Annotated in this window: 11 protein-coding genes and 1 pseudogene; 10 read left to right on the forward strand and 2 right to left on the reverse strand. The window is 72.1% G+C overall.

Annotation, left to right across the window (positions count from 1 at the left end):
• Window positions 1-78 precede the first annotated feature (78 nt).
• Window positions 79-2,031, forward strand: a complete 1,953-nt coding sequence (locus tag ACFU5F_RS35315) for a TIGR03960 family B12-binding radical SAM protein (RefSeq protein WP_383896445.1) — start codon at window positions 79-81, stop codon at window positions 2,029-2,031.
• Window positions 2,032-2,115: 84 nt separating this feature from the next.
• On the opposite strand, the gene arsM is transcribed toward ACFU5F_RS35315, so the two are convergent.
• Window positions 2,116-3,009, reverse strand: coding sequence for an arsenite methyltransferase (gene arsM, locus ACFU5F_RS35320; RefSeq protein ID WP_383896447.1), 894 nt, complete (start codon window positions 3,007-3,009; stop codon window positions 2,116-2,118).
• Between the two features lie 104 nt (window positions 3,010-3,113).
• Here arsM and ACFU5F_RS35325 point away from each other — a divergent pair.
• Window positions 3,114-3,496, forward strand: a pseudogene (locus tag ACFU5F_RS35325) (ArsR/SmtB family transcription factor).
• 59 nt (window positions 3,497-3,555) lie between these two features.
• Window positions 3,556-3,846 (forward strand): hypothetical protein, encoded by a 291-nt coding sequence (locus ACFU5F_RS35330; protein WP_383896467.1) that lies wholly within the window; start codon window positions 3,556-3,558, stop codon window positions 3,844-3,846.
• A gap of 184 nt (window positions 3,847-4,030) precedes the next feature.
• Here the strand turns inward: ACFU5F_RS35330 and ACFU5F_RS35335 are convergent, their stop codons facing one another.
• The gene (locus ACFU5F_RS35335; RefSeq protein ID WP_383896450.1) at window positions 4,031-5,602 is read right to left on the reverse strand and encodes a collagen-like protein; all 1,572 of its coding nucleotides are present in this window, start codon (window positions 5,600-5,602) and stop codon (window positions 4,031-4,033) included.
• 240 nt (window positions 5,603-5,842) lie between these two features.
• On the opposite strand from ACFU5F_RS35335, the gene ACFU5F_RS35340 reads away from it, so the two are divergent.
• The 7 genes from ACFU5F_RS35340 (at window position 5,843) to obgE (ending at window position 16,119) form a co-directional block, all read left to right on the forward strand.
• The gene (locus ACFU5F_RS35340; RefSeq protein WP_383896452.1) at window positions 5,843-6,985 is read left to right on the forward strand and encodes a glycosyltransferase; all 1,143 of its coding nucleotides are present in this window, start codon (window positions 5,843-5,845) and stop codon (window positions 6,983-6,985) included.
• A gap of 99 nt (window positions 6,986-7,084) precedes the next feature.
• Complete coding sequence (locus tag ACFU5F_RS35345) at window positions 7,085-8,296, forward strand: hypothetical protein (protein WP_383896469.1); 1,212 nt, start codon at window positions 7,085-7,087, stop codon at window positions 8,294-8,296.
• A gap of 48 nt (window positions 8,297-8,344) precedes the next feature.
• A complete protein-coding gene (locus tag ACFU5F_RS35350) occupies window positions 8,345-9,157 on the forward strand; it encodes a TIGR03936 family radical SAM-associated protein (RefSeq protein ID WP_383896455.1) in 813 nt (270 codons plus the stop codon).
• Window positions 9,158-9,403: 246 nt separating this feature from the next.
• Window positions 9,404-13,486, forward strand: coding sequence for a ribonuclease E/G (locus tag ACFU5F_RS35355; protein ID WP_383896457.1), 4,083 nt, complete (start codon window positions 9,404-9,406; stop codon window positions 13,484-13,486).
• A 437-nt stretch (window positions 13,487-13,923) separates the two neighbouring features.
• Window positions 13,924-14,244, forward strand: coding sequence for a 50S ribosomal protein L21 (rplU, locus tag ACFU5F_RS35360; RefSeq protein ID WP_383896459.1), 321 nt, complete (start codon window positions 13,924-13,926; stop codon window positions 14,242-14,244).
• 14 nt (window positions 14,245-14,258) lie between these two features.
• Window positions 14,259-14,513 (forward strand): 50S ribosomal protein L27, encoded by a 255-nt coding sequence (rpmA, locus tag ACFU5F_RS35365; RefSeq protein WP_020115438.1) that lies wholly within the window; start codon window positions 14,259-14,261, stop codon window positions 14,511-14,513.
• A 169-nt stretch (window positions 14,514-14,682) separates the two neighbouring features.
• Window positions 14,683-16,119, forward strand: a complete 1,437-nt coding sequence (gene obgE, locus ACFU5F_RS35370) for a GTPase ObgE (protein ID WP_383896461.1) — start codon at window positions 14,683-14,685, stop codon at window positions 16,117-16,119.
• Window positions 16,120-16,209 lie beyond the last annotated feature (90 nt).

Raw genomic sequence — 16,209 nt, forward strand, 5'->3', positions numbered from 1 at the left:
CTGGGCGTGCGAGGGGTGTCTCCGGGGGCGTTACGCTAGATGGTCACCCCCCGTCCGCTCACGAAGGTAACCTCCGCGATGTCTGTCGAGTCGGTCTTCCCACAGCTAGAGGCACTGCTGCCGCATGTGCAGAAGCCGATCCAGTACGTGGGCGGTGAGCTCAACTCCACCGTCAAGCCCTGGGAGTCCGCGGACGTCCGCTGGGCGCTCATGTACCCGGACGCGTACGAGGTCGGTCTGCCCAACCAGGGCGTCATGATCCTCTACGAGGTACTGAACGAACGCGAGGGCGTGCTGGCCGAGCGCACGTACAGCGTCTGGCCGGACCTGGAGGCGCTGATGCGGGAGCACGGCGTCCCGCAGTTCACCGTCGACAGCCACCGCCCGGTGCAGGCCTTCGACGTGTTCGGTCTGTCCTTCTCCACGGAGCTGGGCTACACGAACATGCTGACCGCGCTGGACCTGGCGGGGATCCCCCTGGAGGCCAAGGACCGCACGGTGGACGACCCGATCGTCCTGGCCGGCGGCCACGCGGCCTTCAACCCCGAGCCGATCGCCGACTTCATCGACGCGGCGATCATCGGCGACGGCGAGCAGGCCGTGCTCGACATGACCGAGATCATCCGCGCGTGGAAGGCGGAGGGCCGGCCCGGTGGGCGCGAAGAGGTCCTGTTCCGCCTCGCGAAGACGGGATCGGTGTACATCCCGGCGTTCTACGACGTGGAGTACCTGCCCGACGGCCGCATCGGCCGCGTCGTACCGAACAGGTCCGGCGTGCCGTGGCGGGTGTCCAAGCACACCGTCATGGACCTGGACGAGTGGCCGTACCCCAAGCAGCCCCTGGTCCCGCTCGCCGAGACGGTCCACGAGCGCATGTCGGTGGAGATCTTCCGCGGCTGCACCCGCGGCTGCCGCTTCTGCCAGGCGGGCATGATCACCCGCCCGGTCCGCGAGCGTTCCATCACCGGCATCGGCGAGATGGTGGAGAAGGGCCTCAAGGCGACCGGTTTCGAGGAGGTCGGCCTGCTCTCCCTCTCCTCCGCCGACCACAGCGAGATCGGCGACATCGCCAAGGGCCTCGCCGACCGGTACGAGGAGGACAAGATCGGCCTGTCCCTCCCCTCGACCCGCGTGGACGCGTTCAACGTGGACCTGGCGAACGAACTGACGCGCAACGGCCGTCGCTCCGGCCTCACCTTCGCCCCCGAGGGCGGCTCCGAGCGCATGCGCAAGGTCATCAACAAGATGGTCTCCGAGGACGACCTGATCCGGACCGTCTCCACGGCCTACGGCAACGGCTGGCGTCAGGTGAAGCTGTACTTCATGTGCGGCCTTCCGACGGAGACGGACGAGGACGTCCTCCAGATCGCCGACATGGCGACCCGCGTCATCCAGAAGGGCCGCGAGGTCTCCGGCGCGAACGACATCCGCTGCACGGTCTCGATCGGCGGGTTCGTCCCCAAGCCGCACACACCGTTCCAGTGGGCACCGCAGCTCTCCGCCGAGGAGACGGACGCGCGGCTCGAAAAGCTCCGGGACAAGATCCGCGGCGACAAGAAGTACGGCCGCTCCATCGGCTTCCGCTACCACGACGGCAAGCCGGGCATCGTCGAGGGCCTGCTGTCCCGCGGCGACCGTCGCATCGGCGCCGTCATCCGCGCGGTCTACGAGGACGGCGGCCGCTTCGACGGCTGGCGCGAGCACTTCTCCTACGACCGCTGGATGGCCTGCGCCGACAAGACCCTCCCGGCCTTCGGCGTCGACGTGGACTGGTACACCACGCGCGAGCGCACCTACGAGGAGGTCCTCCCCTGGGACCACCTGGACTCCGGACTCGACAAGGACTGGCTCTGGGAGGACTGGCAGGACGCCCTCGACGAGACCGAGGTCGAGGACTGCCGCTGGACCCCGTGCTTCGACTGCGGCGTCTGTCCGCAGATGGACACCTCCATCCAGATCGGCCCGACGGGCAAGAAGCTGCTGCCGCTGACGGTCAAGAAGGACGCGGCCGTCAGCGGACACAGTCACTGAGGCGCCTCGTCGGCTGCCGGAGAACGGCTTCGGTGAACCTCTGAGCCCCCTCCTTGACCGGGAGGGGGCTCGGTCGTGTCCGGATCAGCCCAGGCAACCGCAGCCCGATGCCGCCTTGGCCGCGCTGACACTGACGGTGGGATCCGCTGACGTCTCGGCGTCGGTGCAGCAGGCGTCCACTCCGCAGCAGGAGGCGTCCGACGCGTTCGTCCGGGTACCGGGCCGGGGAGTCGTCGGCTTGGACGCGCGGACGATCGCGGAGTGCATGCCGTCGGCGACCGCGTGCGTCGGACTGATCTCCACGTCGGTGAACCCGGCCGCTTCCAGACCCGCGCGGTACTCCTCGAAGGAGAGGGCGCCCGCGATGCACCCCACGTGGTCGCCGCGTTCCCCGCGCTGGGCAGGGGTCAGTGAGTCGTCGGCGACCACGTCGGACACGCCGATCCGGCCGCCCGGCCTGAGGACCCGGTAGGTCTCGGCGAAGACCGCGGCCTTGTCGGTGGACAGATTGATGACGCAGTTGGAGATCACGACGTCGATGGTGCTCGCGGGCAGGGGGATCGCCTCGATCGTGCCCTTGAGGAACTCGACGTTTCTCGCGCCGGCCTTCTCGGCGTTGGCCAGGGCCAGGGCGAGCATCTCGTCGGTCATGTCGAGGCCGTACGCCTTGCCGGTGGGGCCTACCCGGCGGGCGGAGAGCAGGACGTCGATGCCGCCGCCGGAGCCGAGATCGAGGACGCGTTCGCCCGCGCGCAACGCGGCGACGGCGGTGGGGTTGCCGCAACCGAGGGAGGCGGCCACGGCCTCGGCGGGCAGGGTCTCGCGTTCGTCGGGGGCGTAGAGGGTCGAGCCGAAGTTCTCGTCGACCTCGACGGGCTGGGGACCGCAACAGGCGGTGGCGCCTTCGCTGACCTGCACGGCCGCTGCCGCGTAGCGCCGACGGACGGTTTCCCGTAGATCGGTGGACTGATCGGACATGGATCGCTCCTGAGTGACTGGGCATGGCGGTGCCCTGAACGGCTTGTATTGACGTTCGTTGATTCAAGCTTGGGACTTGGATCGAAAAACGTCAACATAGAAGTATGTCGAAACAAGATCGGAAGATCCTCGGCCAGGACGACGAGGGCGCTTGCTGTGCGGGGCTGGCCACGGCACCTCTCGGCGAGGAGCAGGCGGCCGACCTGGCCAAGATCTTCAAGGCCCTGGGCGACCCGGTGCGTCTGCGGCTGATGTCGATGATCGCTTCGCGGGAGGGTGGCGACGCCAGGTCTGCGTCTGTGAGCTGACGCCTGCTTTCGACCTGTCACAGCCCACGATCTCGCACCACCTGAAGCTCCTCCGGCAGGCAGGGCTCATCGACTGCGAGCGTCGCGGTACCTGGGTCTACTACTGGGTGCTGCCGACCGCCCTCGACCGCCTGGCCGGCTTCCCGTCCCTACGGGGAACGGCGACGGCATCCGTGTGAACGCGTCCCTCTGCCGGCGCATCGCCGCCGAAGCGCTGGGAACTGCTGCCCTGGTGGCGGTGGTCGTCGGCTCCGGGATCCAGGCGGCCGCACTCTCACGTGATGCGGGGGGTCCAACTGCTCGCCAACTCGATGGCCACGGTCTTCGACCGGCGGTGCTGATCGCGCTCCTCGGGCCCGTCTCCGGCGCGTACTTCAACCCGGCGGTCACCCTCGCGGCACGGTTCACCGGCCGGAGGAGCGGGGACGGGCTGAGCCGGGGGATGTCGCCGCATACGTTCCTGCGCAGATCGCGGGGGCGATCGCCGGCGCGGTCCTGGCCGATGCCATGTTCGCCGAGCCCCTGCTGAGGTGGTCCACCCAGGACCGTTTTGCAGGGCACCTATGGCTGGGGGTAGCCGTGGCGACTTCCGGGCTGGTTCTTCGCGAACCCCGCGGCGACCATCGGCCGGATGTTCACCGACACCTTCGCCGGGGGCGTGAGGGGTGTCCGGAGGTCGGGTCGGCCGATCTCCGGGCACCCCTGTTCGTGTGCTACCGGCCTGTCACGCGGGGTGTGACGGTCGAGCCGCCGTTGATGATGCTCTCCGAGGGCTGGAGTTCGACCCTGTACCAGGGGCGCGGGTTGCCCTGGGCGTCGTCGCAGTTCAGGGTGGCGTGCGGTGTCGTGTCGACCGGCACGCAGGTGGTCTCCCAGATCTGGCCCGCGGTGGTGACGACGTTGAACTTGACGAGGCCCTTGTCGGCGCCCGTGTGATCGCCCTTGTCCTGGCCCTTGTCCCCGCCGTGGTCCTTCCCGGTGCCGGTGCCGTGGCCCTGGCCGGTGCCCTGGGAATGGTCCTGGCCGGTGTCGTGACCGGTGCCCTGGGTGTACTCCTCGCCCGTGTTCTGGGCATGGGCCTGGCTCGCGTTCTCGGCGTGGCCCTGGCCCTGGCCCGTGCTCTGGTGCTGACCGGTGCTCTGGGCATGTCCTTGGCCGTGGCTCTGGCCCGTGCTCTGACCGTGCCCTGTGCTCGTGCCCTGGCCGTGTCCGGTGCTCTGGCCGTGGTCCTTGCCCGTCTCCTTCTGCCCGTGTCCGGTGTAGGAGTGGGTGTTGACGGAGACACCGCAGGCGTAGCCGACCTGGCGGCCCTGTGAATCCTGGCCGCCCGAGGGGAAGTTGGGGTGGGTGCTGAGATCCGTCCACAGGAACGGGTGGGCGGTCGCGCCCGTCAGGTCGCGGATGCCGGCGAAGACCCGCCCCTCGGTCAGCACGACCCGGAACTCGAGCTTCTTCGAGTCCTGCACCGCGTCGATGTCGGAGCAGGGGCCGGCGGGTCCGGTGGCGCCGGTCGTTCCCGCGGCGCCCGTGGAGCCCGTGGCGCCGGTCGCGCCGACCGAGCCCGTCGAACCGGTCGCTCCCGTGGCGCCGGTCGCGCCGGTCGCGCCGGTGGCGCCGGTCGCGCCCGTCGCCCCGGTAGCGCCTGTGGCGCCCGTGGCTCCCCCGTCGGCGGGGCCGGTGGGCCCGGTGGGTCCCGCGATGCCGGTCGCGCCCGTCGGCCCGGTGGGCCCGGCGATGCCGGTCGCGCCCGTCGGCCCGGTCGCACCCGTGAGGCCGTCCGCTCCCGTGGGTCCGGTCGGACCCGTGGCGCCGTCCTCGCCGGTGTCGCCCTGCGGACCGGTCTCCCCTCGGGGGCCGGTGTCGCCCCGGGGGCCGGTCTCACCTCTCGGGCCCGTGGCGCCGGTCGCTCCCGTGGGGCCGGTGGGGCCGCCGGAAGCGACCTCGCAGTGGTCGTCGTTGCCACCGAGGGGCGCGATGCGGTTGTGGTCCCCGCCGTCGTACCAGTCGGACGCCGAGGAGTCGTGCTCGTTCTGCTGCCCGCCGTGCTCGTCCTGCTGCCCGCCGTGCTCGTCGTGGTGCTGGTCGTGCTCGCCGGAGGGAGGGCACCCCTCGTCCTCGGGCCTCGTCAGCGTGGAGTGCTCGGACATGCTTCGCGTGGTCGCGACGGCGGGGGCGGCCAGACCGGCTGTCACTACCAGCGCGAGCGAGGCGAAGGTGCTGACCTTGGTGATCCTGTCGCGAGCCAGCGGGCCTATCAGTGAGATCGTCCTGCGCTCAGGACTCATCTATGTGCTCCTTGTTTCAACCGGTTTGGGGCTTTTCCCCTCACTCGATCGTGAGCCTCACCCCTGTCCACCGAGCCGACCAGCGCGCTGGTCCGGACGGGGACGCAGATCATCAGGTCGGACCAACCGGGAGTCACGACTGGGCTAATTCGACGCCGTGGACAGCTATTTGTGAGATATGAGGAGGTATGTCACGCGGCCGCTCGGGCAGCGTTCCAACGTCCCCGGGACCGGTGAGCCATGAAGCCGCAGACCATCTGCCTCTGCATGATCGTCAAGAACGAGGCCCGCGTGATCGAACGCTGCCTCGCCTCCGTACGCCCCCTGATCGACACCTGGGTCATCTCCGACACCGGCTCGACGGACGGCACGCAGGACCTGATCCGCACGGCGCTGGACGGCATCCCGGGCGAGCTCCACCAGGACCCCTGGGTCGACTTCGGCCACAACCGGACGCGGAACATCCAGCACGCCCGGGGCAGCGCCGACTATCTGCTCACCATCGACGCCGACCACGTACTGCGCCAGGACGCGCCGCTTCCCCGGCTGACGGCCACCTCGTACATGCTGCGCTACGACACCCCCGGCACCCAGCACCGCTTCAAGCACCTGATGCGGGGGGACCGTCTCTGGCGGTACGAGGGCGTCACCCATGAGTACCCGTGCACCGACGGGCCCGACGTCCAGGAGAACCTGGACGCGATCGTCATCGAGGACCATGCCGACGGCGGCTGCCGCGGCGACAAGTTCGAGCGCGACGCGCGTCTGCTCAGGCGCGAGCTCGACCGCGACCCCACCAACCCCCGCACGGTCTTCTACCTCGCCAACACCGAACGCGACCTGGGCCACGCGCGCGAGGCGATCGCCCTGTACGAGCGGCGTGCGGCGATGGGCGGCTGGGGCGAGGAGGTCTACTGCGCACTGCTCGAAGCGGGCATCCTCAGGGCGGAGACGGAGGAGGACTGGCCGGGAGCCATGGACACGCTCTCCCGCGCCTGGGAAGCACGTCCCGCACGGCTGGAGGCATGCTACGAGCTGGCCTCCCGGCTGCGTCTTCGCCGCCGCTACCACACGGCGTACGCCCTCCTCGTCGACGTCGTCGACAGGCCCGCCCCGGACGACCTCCTCTTCACCAAGCCCTGGGTCTACCGCTGGGGCCTGCTGTTCGAGTTCTCCATCACCGCCCACTGGGTGGGCGACCACGCCGGGGCCGTTCGGGCCTGCGACCGTCTGCTGGCCATGCGGGACCTGCCCGAACGCGTCCGCCGCCGGGTCGAGATCAACCGGGAGTTCTCCGCACCGCACGTCCCCGGGCCGGAGCTGTCCGCCGTGGTTCGCCGCCCCGAGCCCGCGTCCGCCACGGCCTCCGGGCGCAAACGGTAGGACCGCAGACGAGAGGACCGCGGAAGCACGGGAGGACCGTGCCCGGTGCGGACCTCGCTCGATTGGATCCGTACGGGCCGCCCCGGCGTCTCTGTCGTCATGGACCTGGACAAGAGGCCCCCCGTCCGACCGGCCGCCGAGCCGTCCGTCGAACGCGCCGCCGGGCCCGCGGCGGCGCGGCCGCCCGCCCCGCGGCAGTCGCCCGAGGGCTGTCTCACGGCCGCGATCCGGATCCCCGTGCGGATCGTCGTGCTGGTCCTGGTCGTTCCCGTGCGGATGCTGTGGGACGTGCTCGTGGTGGCCGGCCGGTTCCTCGGGGACACCGTGCTGAGGCCGTTGGGGCGGGCGTCGTCGTGGGTCGCCAGGGCCGTTCTCGTGTGGCCGTGGGTGGCGCTGTGGCGCTACGCCGTCGTGCCCCTCGCCCAGGGGTGCGCGTGGCTCGGGTACCGGCTGCTCCTCGTACCGGCGGTGTGGGTGTACCGGTACGCGCTGACGCCGGTGGGGCACGCGATCGCCTGGGCGGCCACCGGGATCCGGGCCGGAGCGCTCTGGCTGGCCGGCGGGCTGGGCGCCGGGCTCGGATGGCTGTACCGGTGGACGCTGGCGCCGTTCGGGCGGGGCGTCGCGTGGCTCGCCAGGGAGATCGGGGCCGGAACCGCCGCCGCCGCGGCCGTGCTGTTCTCCGGCCTGGCCCGGCTGGCGCGCTGCCTCCTCGTCGTGCCGGCCGGGTGGCTGTACGGGTATGTGCTGACCCCCGTCGGACACGCGATCGCGTGGGTGGCCCGAGGAGCCCTGTGGCTCGTACGGATGATCTCCACCGGGCTCTGGCTCGCCCTCTGCTGGACGGCACGCGTGCTGCTCGTCCTGCCCGCGCTCGCCGTGTGGCGGTGGGTCCTCGCGCCGGTCGGGCGCATGCTCGTCGTCGTGGGCCGGGAGGTCGGGGACGCCTTCGGTCACGCCTGGCGCGTGGCCGGACGGGTCTCGCGCGCCGTCGGCCGGTTCCTGGCCGGCCTCCTGCGGTGGCTCCTCGTCGAGCCGACGCTGTGGCTGTACCGGACCGTCCTCACGCCCGCCGGCCACTTCGTGCGGGACGTCGTGTGGAAACCGGCCGCGGCGGTCGCGCGCACCGCCGGCCGGATCACCCGGCAGGCGTGGGCCACCGCCCGCGAGTCCGCCCGCCAGGCCCGCGCCGCCGTGCGCTCGGCACTCCTCGGACGGCCTGCGGAGCCGAAGGCCGTCCACGGGCGGGAACCGAGCGCCGCCGGGGCACGTACTCTTGGTAGAAGTACGACCGCTCTCACGAAGGACTGAACGACACTGGGCAAGCGACAGCCCGAAGGCCCGCCGCCCGCACCCGCGGTGCAGCGCATCCGACTGCGCTACACCAAGCGCGGCCGCCTCCGGTTCACCAGCCACCGTGACTTCCAGCGCGCCTTCGAGCGTGCGCTGCGCCGTGCCGAGGTGCCCATGGCGTACTCGGCGGGGTTCACGCCGCATCCGAAGGTGTCGTACGCCAATGCCGCACCCACCGGCACGGGCAGCGAGGCGGAGTATCTGGAGATCGCGCTCACCGACGCGCGCGACCCGGAGAAGCTCAGGATCCTGCTCGACGAGTCGTTGCCCACCGGCCTCGACATCGTCGACGCGGTCGAGGCCCGGACCTCCGGGCTCGCCGACCGGCTCACGGCCTCCGTGTGGGAGCTGCGCCTGGACGGCGTGGACCCGGCGGAAGCCGCGCGCGCGGTCGAGGCCTTCACCGCGGCGGACCTCGTCGAGGTCCAGCGCAGGACCAAGAACGGTATGCGGACCTTCGACGCCAGGGCCGCCGTCGTCGACCTCACCGGTCGCGACGGACGGGACGCGGGCGACGGAGCCACCGGCGCAGCGCCCCTTGCTGGGCCGACGCACCAGCCCTGTGCGATACTGCGCCTGGTTGTTCGGCACGTGACGCCTGCCGTACGACCCGACGACGTCCTGTCCGGTCTCCGCGCCGTGGCCGACCTGGCGCCGCCGGTCCCCGCAGCGGTGACCAGGCTGGCGCAGGGGCTTTTCGATGAAGAGACCGGCACGGTGACCGACCCGCTCGCGCCCGACCGCGAGGCAGTCCCGGCCCTCTCAACGGCCGAATCCACTGCCGCCGCGAAGGCGTCGGCGACGGTGGGTCCCGCGTAGGGACGGACGTCGTAGCGTCGCCCTCTGATCCGGGAGCCACCTGGGTCGGGCAGCGCACCGACCACAAGACTTTCGCCAGGCCGTACGCAACATGGCGTACGGAACCGGCGAGACAGGACACAGAAAGCTCCCGTGCGGCGCCCGCGCCCCGGACGGCGGCAGTCGCGCACGACGCGAGCCGCGGACGTCACCGGCCCATGCCGGACCGGGCGCGGCGCCCGGGAGCCTGACGGGAGAAACGCCCGCATGCCCGAATCGATCGAATCCGCAGAGCCCGCGCAGGGCTCCGAGAACACGCCGAGCGACACGCTGCCGCCGCGCCGTCGCCGCCGCGCCGCGTCCCGCCCCGCGGGACCGCCGTCGGCCGCCTCCGAGGCCGCCGCGGAGAGCACCGCTCCGGCCGTACCGGCCGCCGAGTCCGAGGACCTCGCGTCCGCCGACGAGGTGGAGGAGACCACCGAGGTGGTCGCGGAAGCCGAGGCGGACGAGGAAGCCCAGGAGGCGGCGCCCCCCGCCCGCACGCGTCGCCGTGCGACCCGCCGGGCCTCCGCGCCCGCCGGCGCGCCCAAGGACACCGAGGCCGTCGAGGTCGTCGAGACCGTGGCGCCCGCCGCCACCGCCGTGGCGGAGACCGAGACCACCGTCGTGGCCGACGAGGCGCCCGCCGCCGTCGAGGAGGCGGCCCCGGCCGCTCGTCCGCGTCGTCGTGCGACCCGTCGTGCTTCCGCGCCGACCGGTGCCCCGCAGGCCGTCGAGGAGAGCGCCGAGACCACCGTCGTGGCCGGCGAGGCGCCCGCCGCCGTCGAGGAGGCGGCGCCCGCCGCTCGTCCGCGTCGTCGTGCGACCCGTCGTGCTTCCGCCCCGACCGGTGCCCCGCAGGCCGTGGAGGAGAGTGCCGTCGCGCCCGAGGCGGACGCCCCGGCCGAGGTTCCGGCCGCCGAGACGCCCGCCGTCGAGGAGGCGGCCCCCGCCGCCCGTACGCGTCGCCGTGCCACGCGGCGCGTGACCACTCCCGCCGGCGCGCCCGAGAGCGAGACCGCCGAGGCCGCCGCCGCCGACACCGCGCCGAAGACCGTCGAGGCGCCCGCGGCCGAGACCGCGCCGGCCCAGCCCGTCCAGGAGGCTCCGGCCGCCGAGGCGGAGGACGGCGGTCCGCGCCGCGCCCGCCGCCGCTCGGCACGCAAGGCCGCCGGCGGCTTCTCGGCGCCCACCCCGCCGGTCGCCGAGGACGCGCCGTCCCGCCCGTCCCGGCCCGCCGTGGCCGTGTTCCAGGCGCCCGTCTTCACCGAGCCGATGTTCCAGACGCCGGAGCGGGCCGCCGCGCAGGCCGCCGCCGCGGCGGAGACCGAGACCGAGGAGGTCGAGGAGGTCGAGGAGACCGTCGAGACCGCCGACCTCGGCGGGCTCGCCGAGGAGGAGAACACCGGCGGTTCGCGCCGTCGCCGTCGTCGTCGCGGCGAGCCCGCCGTGACGGAGCAGCCCGCCGTGACGGAGCGGCCCGCCGCCGTCGTGGCCGAGGAGCCCGCAGACGCCGAGGAGCCCGAAGAGGGCGCCGAGGACGCCGGTGAGGGTGACGAGTACGGCGAGGAGGAGTCCACCGGCTCGCGCCGTCGCCGCCGCCGGGGCGGACGCCGCCGCCGTCGGGGCGACGCGACCGACGCCGACGACGCCGCCGAGGGCGACGAACTCGCCGCCGATCAGAGCGCGCAGGACGCCGAGGACACCGCCGAGCAGCTGGACGAGGACGCCGAGGACGAGGCCGACGAGCGCGAGGACTCCGGTTCCGGCTCCAGCAGCAGCCGCCGTCGCCGTCGCCGCCGCCGCCGCGCCGGTGACTCCGGCACCGACGCCGACGCGACGCCCGACGACCCCGAGCGCACGGTCGTCAAGGTCCGTGAGCCGCGGGAACGGCGCGCCAAGGAGACCGAGTTCTCCGACGAGGTGCAGTCCATCAAGGGCTCCACCCGTCTGGAGGCCAAGAAGCAGCGCCGCCGCGAAGGCAGGGAGCAGGGCCGCCGCCGCGTCCCGATCATCACCGAGGCCGAGTTCCTCGCCCGCCGCGAGGCCGTCGAGCGCGTCATGGTCGTCCGCCAGAGCGGCGAGCGCACCCAGATCGGCGTCCTGGAAGACAACGTGCTCGTCGAGCACTACGTCAACAAGGAGCAGTCGACCTCGTACGTCGGCAACGTCTACCTCGGCAAGGTGCAGAACGTGCTGCCGTCGATGGAGGCCGCCTTCATCGACATCGGCAAGGGCCGCAACGCCGTCCTGTACGCCGGTGAGGTCAACTTCGAGGCACTCGGCATGGCCAACGGGCCGCGCCGGATCGAATCCGCCCTGAAGTCCGGCCAGTCGGTGCTCGTCCAGGTCACCAAGGACCCGATCGGACACAAGGGCGCGCGTCTGACCAGCCAGGTCTCGCTGCCCGGCCGCTACCTGGTCTACGTCCCCGAGGGGTCGATGACCGGGATCAGCCGCAAGCTGCCCGACACCGAGCGGGCCCGGCTGAAGAGCATCCTCAAGAAGATCGTCCCCGAGGACGCGGGCGTCATCGTGCGCACCGCCGCCGAGGGCGCGAGCGAGGACGAGCTGCGCCGCGACGTCGAGCGACTGCAGGCGCAGTGGGAGGACATCCAGAAGAAGGCGAAGAACGGCAACGCGCCGACGCTGCTGTACGGCGAGCCGGACATGACCGTCCGCGTCGTCCGCGACATCTTCAACGAGGACTTCTCCAAGGTCATCGTCAGCGGCGAGGAGGCCTGGGAGACCATCCACGGGTACGTCTCGCACGTCGCGCCCGACCTGGCGGAGCGGCTGCAGAAGTGGACCTCCGAGGTCGACGTCTTCGCGACGTACCGCATCGACGAGCAGCTGATGAAGGCGCTGGACCGCAAGGTGTGGCTGCCCAGCGGCGGTTCGCTGGTGATCGACAAGACCGAGGCCATGATCGTGGTCGACGTCAACACCGGAAAGTTCACCGGCCAGGGCGGCAACCTGGAGGAGACGGTCACCAGGAACAACCTGGAGGCGGCCGAGGAGATCGTGCGTCAGCTGCGGCTGCGCGACCTCGGCGGCATCGTCGTCATCGACTTCATCGACATGGTCCTGGAGTCCAACCGCGACCTGGTGCTGCGGCGCCTGCTGGAGTGCCTGGGACGCGACCGGACGAAGCACCAGGTCGCCGAGGTCACCTCGCTGGGCCTGGTCCAGATGACCCGCAAGCGCGTCGGCCAGGGCCTGCTGGAGTCCTTCTCCGAGACCTGTGTCCACTGCAACGGGCGCGGCGTGATCGTGCACATGGACCAGCCGACGGCCGTTGGCGGTGGCGGCAAGCGCCGCAAGCGCGGCCGTGGCGGCGCCGAGCACGACCACGAGCACGTGGCCGGGCCCGAGACCGCCGAGCCGGTGGAGACCACCGAACAGGCCGAGGCCGAGGTGGCCGCCGAGGTCGCCGAGCCCGTGGCGCTGCCCGCCCCCGAGTTCGAGCCGGACGAGGAGCTGTACAGCAGCGTCGCCGAGGCCGAGGCGGCGGTCGGTCGCGGCCGTTCGCGGCGCCGCGCGACCCGGCGGGCGTCCGCGCCCTCGGGTGCGCCGAAGTCCCGCGAGACCGTGACCGGCACCGTCTCCGAGGACCGTGCCCCGAAGCCGCGGGAGGCCGCCGAGGCGGAGCCCGTGGCGGTGGAGGACCCGGTCGTCGAGACGCCGGCCGCCGAGAGCACCGAGGACGCCGCACCCAAGGGCCGTACGCGTCGCCGGGCCACCCGGAAGGTGTCCGCTCCGGCGGGCGCCCCGGCCGGGGCGGCGGCTGAGGAGACCGTGGTGACGGTGTCCGAGCCGGCCGCGGACGTGACGCCGGTGACCGAGCCGGTCATGGCCGACGAGGCCGCGCGGCCCGAGGCCGCCGCCACCGAGAGCGCGGCTCCGGCGCGTCCGCGTCGGCGTGCCGTGCGCAAGGCGACGGCACCCGCGGCGTCGGCGGAGGCGGCCGTGGTCGTGGTCCCGTCGGCTTCCGCCGAGGAGGCCGTCACGACCCCGGCTGAAGCGCCCGTCGAGGCGCCGGCCGAGGAGACCGCCGCGGCGGCCACCGAGGAGGCCACCGAGGAGGCCGCGGCCGAAGCGCCCGCCAAGAAGACGGCGGCGCGGAAGACGGCCAAGAAGGCGACGGCGAAGAAGGCCGCCACGAAGAAGACGGCGGCGGCCAAGAAGACGGTCGCGAAGAAGGCCACGGCCAAGAAGGCGGCCACGACGAAGAAGACGGCCGCGAAGAAGACCACGGTGGCCGCCGAGCAGTCGTCGGCCACGGTCACGGCCTCGACCGACGAGGGCTGAGCCCGCGCGGACCTGCGGTCCGCTGACGCCGGTGCCCCTGCCGGGTGGGAGACCACCCGGCAGGGGCACCGGCATGTGGCGGCACCGGTGGGTGCGGAGAGAGCAACCTCACACAGGGCGCGCGGATGTGGGACCGTGTCGGCACGGCACCCCCGCGCCGGCACGGGTGTGCGCGGTACGCGCCGGGCCCGGGCCCGGCCGGGAACGTGTTGCTCGGGGGCGGTGGGACGTCGGTCACGCGGCGGGCGAACGGCTCAGTTTGACCCCTTCGGGCGCGGGCCCGTAACCTTGACCGTCGGCGTGTCCGTAGGTAGAGACGCGTCACATCCCCGTAAACCTCATTCCTTCCGCGCGCCGGGCGCCGTGGGAGAGGCCGTTCGCATGTCGGGCGGCTGGACTGCGGGGGTGCCGTTCCCGAGCGAGAGAGTGAGATCCGCGTGTACGCCATCGTGCGCAGCGGTGGTCGCCAGCACAAGGTTGCTGTCGGCGACATCGTTGAGGTTGACAAGATTTCCACCGCCAGTGTCGGCGACACGGTCGAGCTCTCGACCCTGCTCGTCGTCGACGGCGACGCTGTGACCAGCGACCCGTGGGTGCTGGCCGGCATCAAGGTCCAGGCCGAGGTCGTGGACCACCACAAGGGCCAGAAGATCGACATTCTGCGCTACAAGAACAAGACCGGCTACCGCCGTCGTCAGGGCCACCGCCAGCAGTACACGGCGATCAAGGTCACTGAGATCCCCACGGCTGCGAAGTAAGGGACTGAGGAGACATGGCACACAAGAAGGGCGCATCGTCCACCCGGAACGGTCGCGACTCCAACGCTCAGCGGCTCGGCGTGAAGCGCTTCGGCGGTCAGGTCGTCAACGCCGGTGAGATCCTGGTCCGCCAGCGCGGCACGCACTTCCACCCGGGCTCGGGTGTCGGCCGCGGCAAGGACGACACGCTGTTCGCGCTGAACGCCGGTGCGGTCGAGTTCGGCACCAGCCGTGGTCGCAAGGTCGTCAACATCGTTCCGGCCGCCTGAGTCTTCCGACTCGCCCGGTCTTCACGGCCAAGGCTTCCGTAGAGCGATTCGTCGAGGCGGACCTCACTTCTCGTACGGGATTCCGTACGGGAAGCGGGTCCGCCTTTGACGTGTTACAGGTAAGACATTTCCGAACACCACGCATCACGCGTATCTGGAGGCACCCACCATGACCACCTTCGTGGACCGCGTCGAGCTGCATGTCGCCGCGGGTAACGGAGGCCACGGCTGTGCCTCCGTACACCGGGAGAAGTTCAAGCCGCTCGGCGGCCCCGACGGCGGCAACGGCGGCCGGGGCGGCGACGTCGTCCTGACCGTCGACCAGTCGGTGACGACTCTCCTCGACTACCACCACTCCCCGCACCGCAAGGCCACCAACGGCAAGCCCGGCGAGGGCGGCAACCGGTCGGGCAAGGACGGGCAGGACCTCGTCCTCCCCGTGCCGGACGGCACGGTCGTGCTGGACCGGCAGGGCAACGTCCTCGCCGACCTCGTCGGCCACGGCACCTCCTTCGTCGCCGCGCAGGGCGGCCGGGGCGGTCTCGGCAACGCGGCCCTCTCCTCCGCCCGCCGCAAGGCGCCCGGCTTCGCGCTGCTCGGCGTGCCCGGCGACATGGGCGACATCGTCCTTGAGCTGAAGACCGTCGCCGACGTGGCGCTGGTCGGCTACCCGAGCGCGGGCAAGTCCTCGCTGATCTCGGTGCTGAGCGCCGCCAAGCCGAAGATCGCGGACTACCCCTTCACGACGCTCGTCCCCAATCTGGGCGTGGTGACGGCCGGCGACACCGTCTACACGATCGCCGACGTCCCCGGACTGATCCCCGGCGCGAGCCAGGGCAAGGGCCTGGGCCTGGAGTTCCTGCGCCACGTCGAGCGCTGCAGCGTCCTCGTCCACGTCCTCGACACGGCCACCCTGGAGTCCGACCGCGACCCCGTCTCCGACCTCGACATCATCGAGGAGGAGCTGACGCAGTACGGCGGACTCGACAAGCGGCCCCGGATCGTCGTCCTCAACAAGATCGACGTGCCCGACGGCAAGGACCTCGCCGAGATGGTGCGGCCGGACCTGGAGGCCCGCGGCTACCGGGTCTTCGAGGTGTCCGCCGTCGCCCACACGGGTCTGAGGGAGCTGTCGTTCGCACTCGCCGACCTCGTGGGCCGGGCACGCGCCGCCAAGCCGAAGGAGGAGGCGACGCGGATCGTCATCCGGCCCAAGGCCGTCGACGACGCCGGCTTCACGGTCGTGCGGGAGGAGGACGGCCTGTTCCGCGTCCGGGGCGAGAAGCCGGAGCGCTGGGTCCGGCAGACCGACTTCAGCAACGACGAGGCGGTGGGCTACCTCGCCGACCGCCTCAACCGGCTCGGCGTCGAGGACGAGCTGATGAAGGCGGGCGCCCGCTCCGGCGACGGCGTCGCCATCGGCCCCGAGGACAACGCGGTCGTCTTCGACTGGGAGCCGACCGTCATGGCCGGCGCGGAGATGCTCGGCCGCCGCGGCGAGGACCACCGCTTCGAGGAGCCCCGCCCGGCCGTGCAGCGCCGCCGCGACCGCCAGGCGGAGCGGGACGAACTCCAGAAGGAGTACGACGACTTCGAGCCGTTCTAGGCGCTCCGGCCGTTCCGGCCGGTCGGGCCGACCGCACATCGACCGCACATGCCGAAGGGCCCCGGATCCTCTCCGGGGCCCTTCGGCATG

Origin of the sequence: Streptomyces sp. NPDC057438, from assembly GCF_042802995.1 — a bacterium.
Taxonomy (GTDB): Bacteria; Actinomycetota; Actinomycetes; order Streptomycetales; family Streptomycetaceae; genus Streptomyces.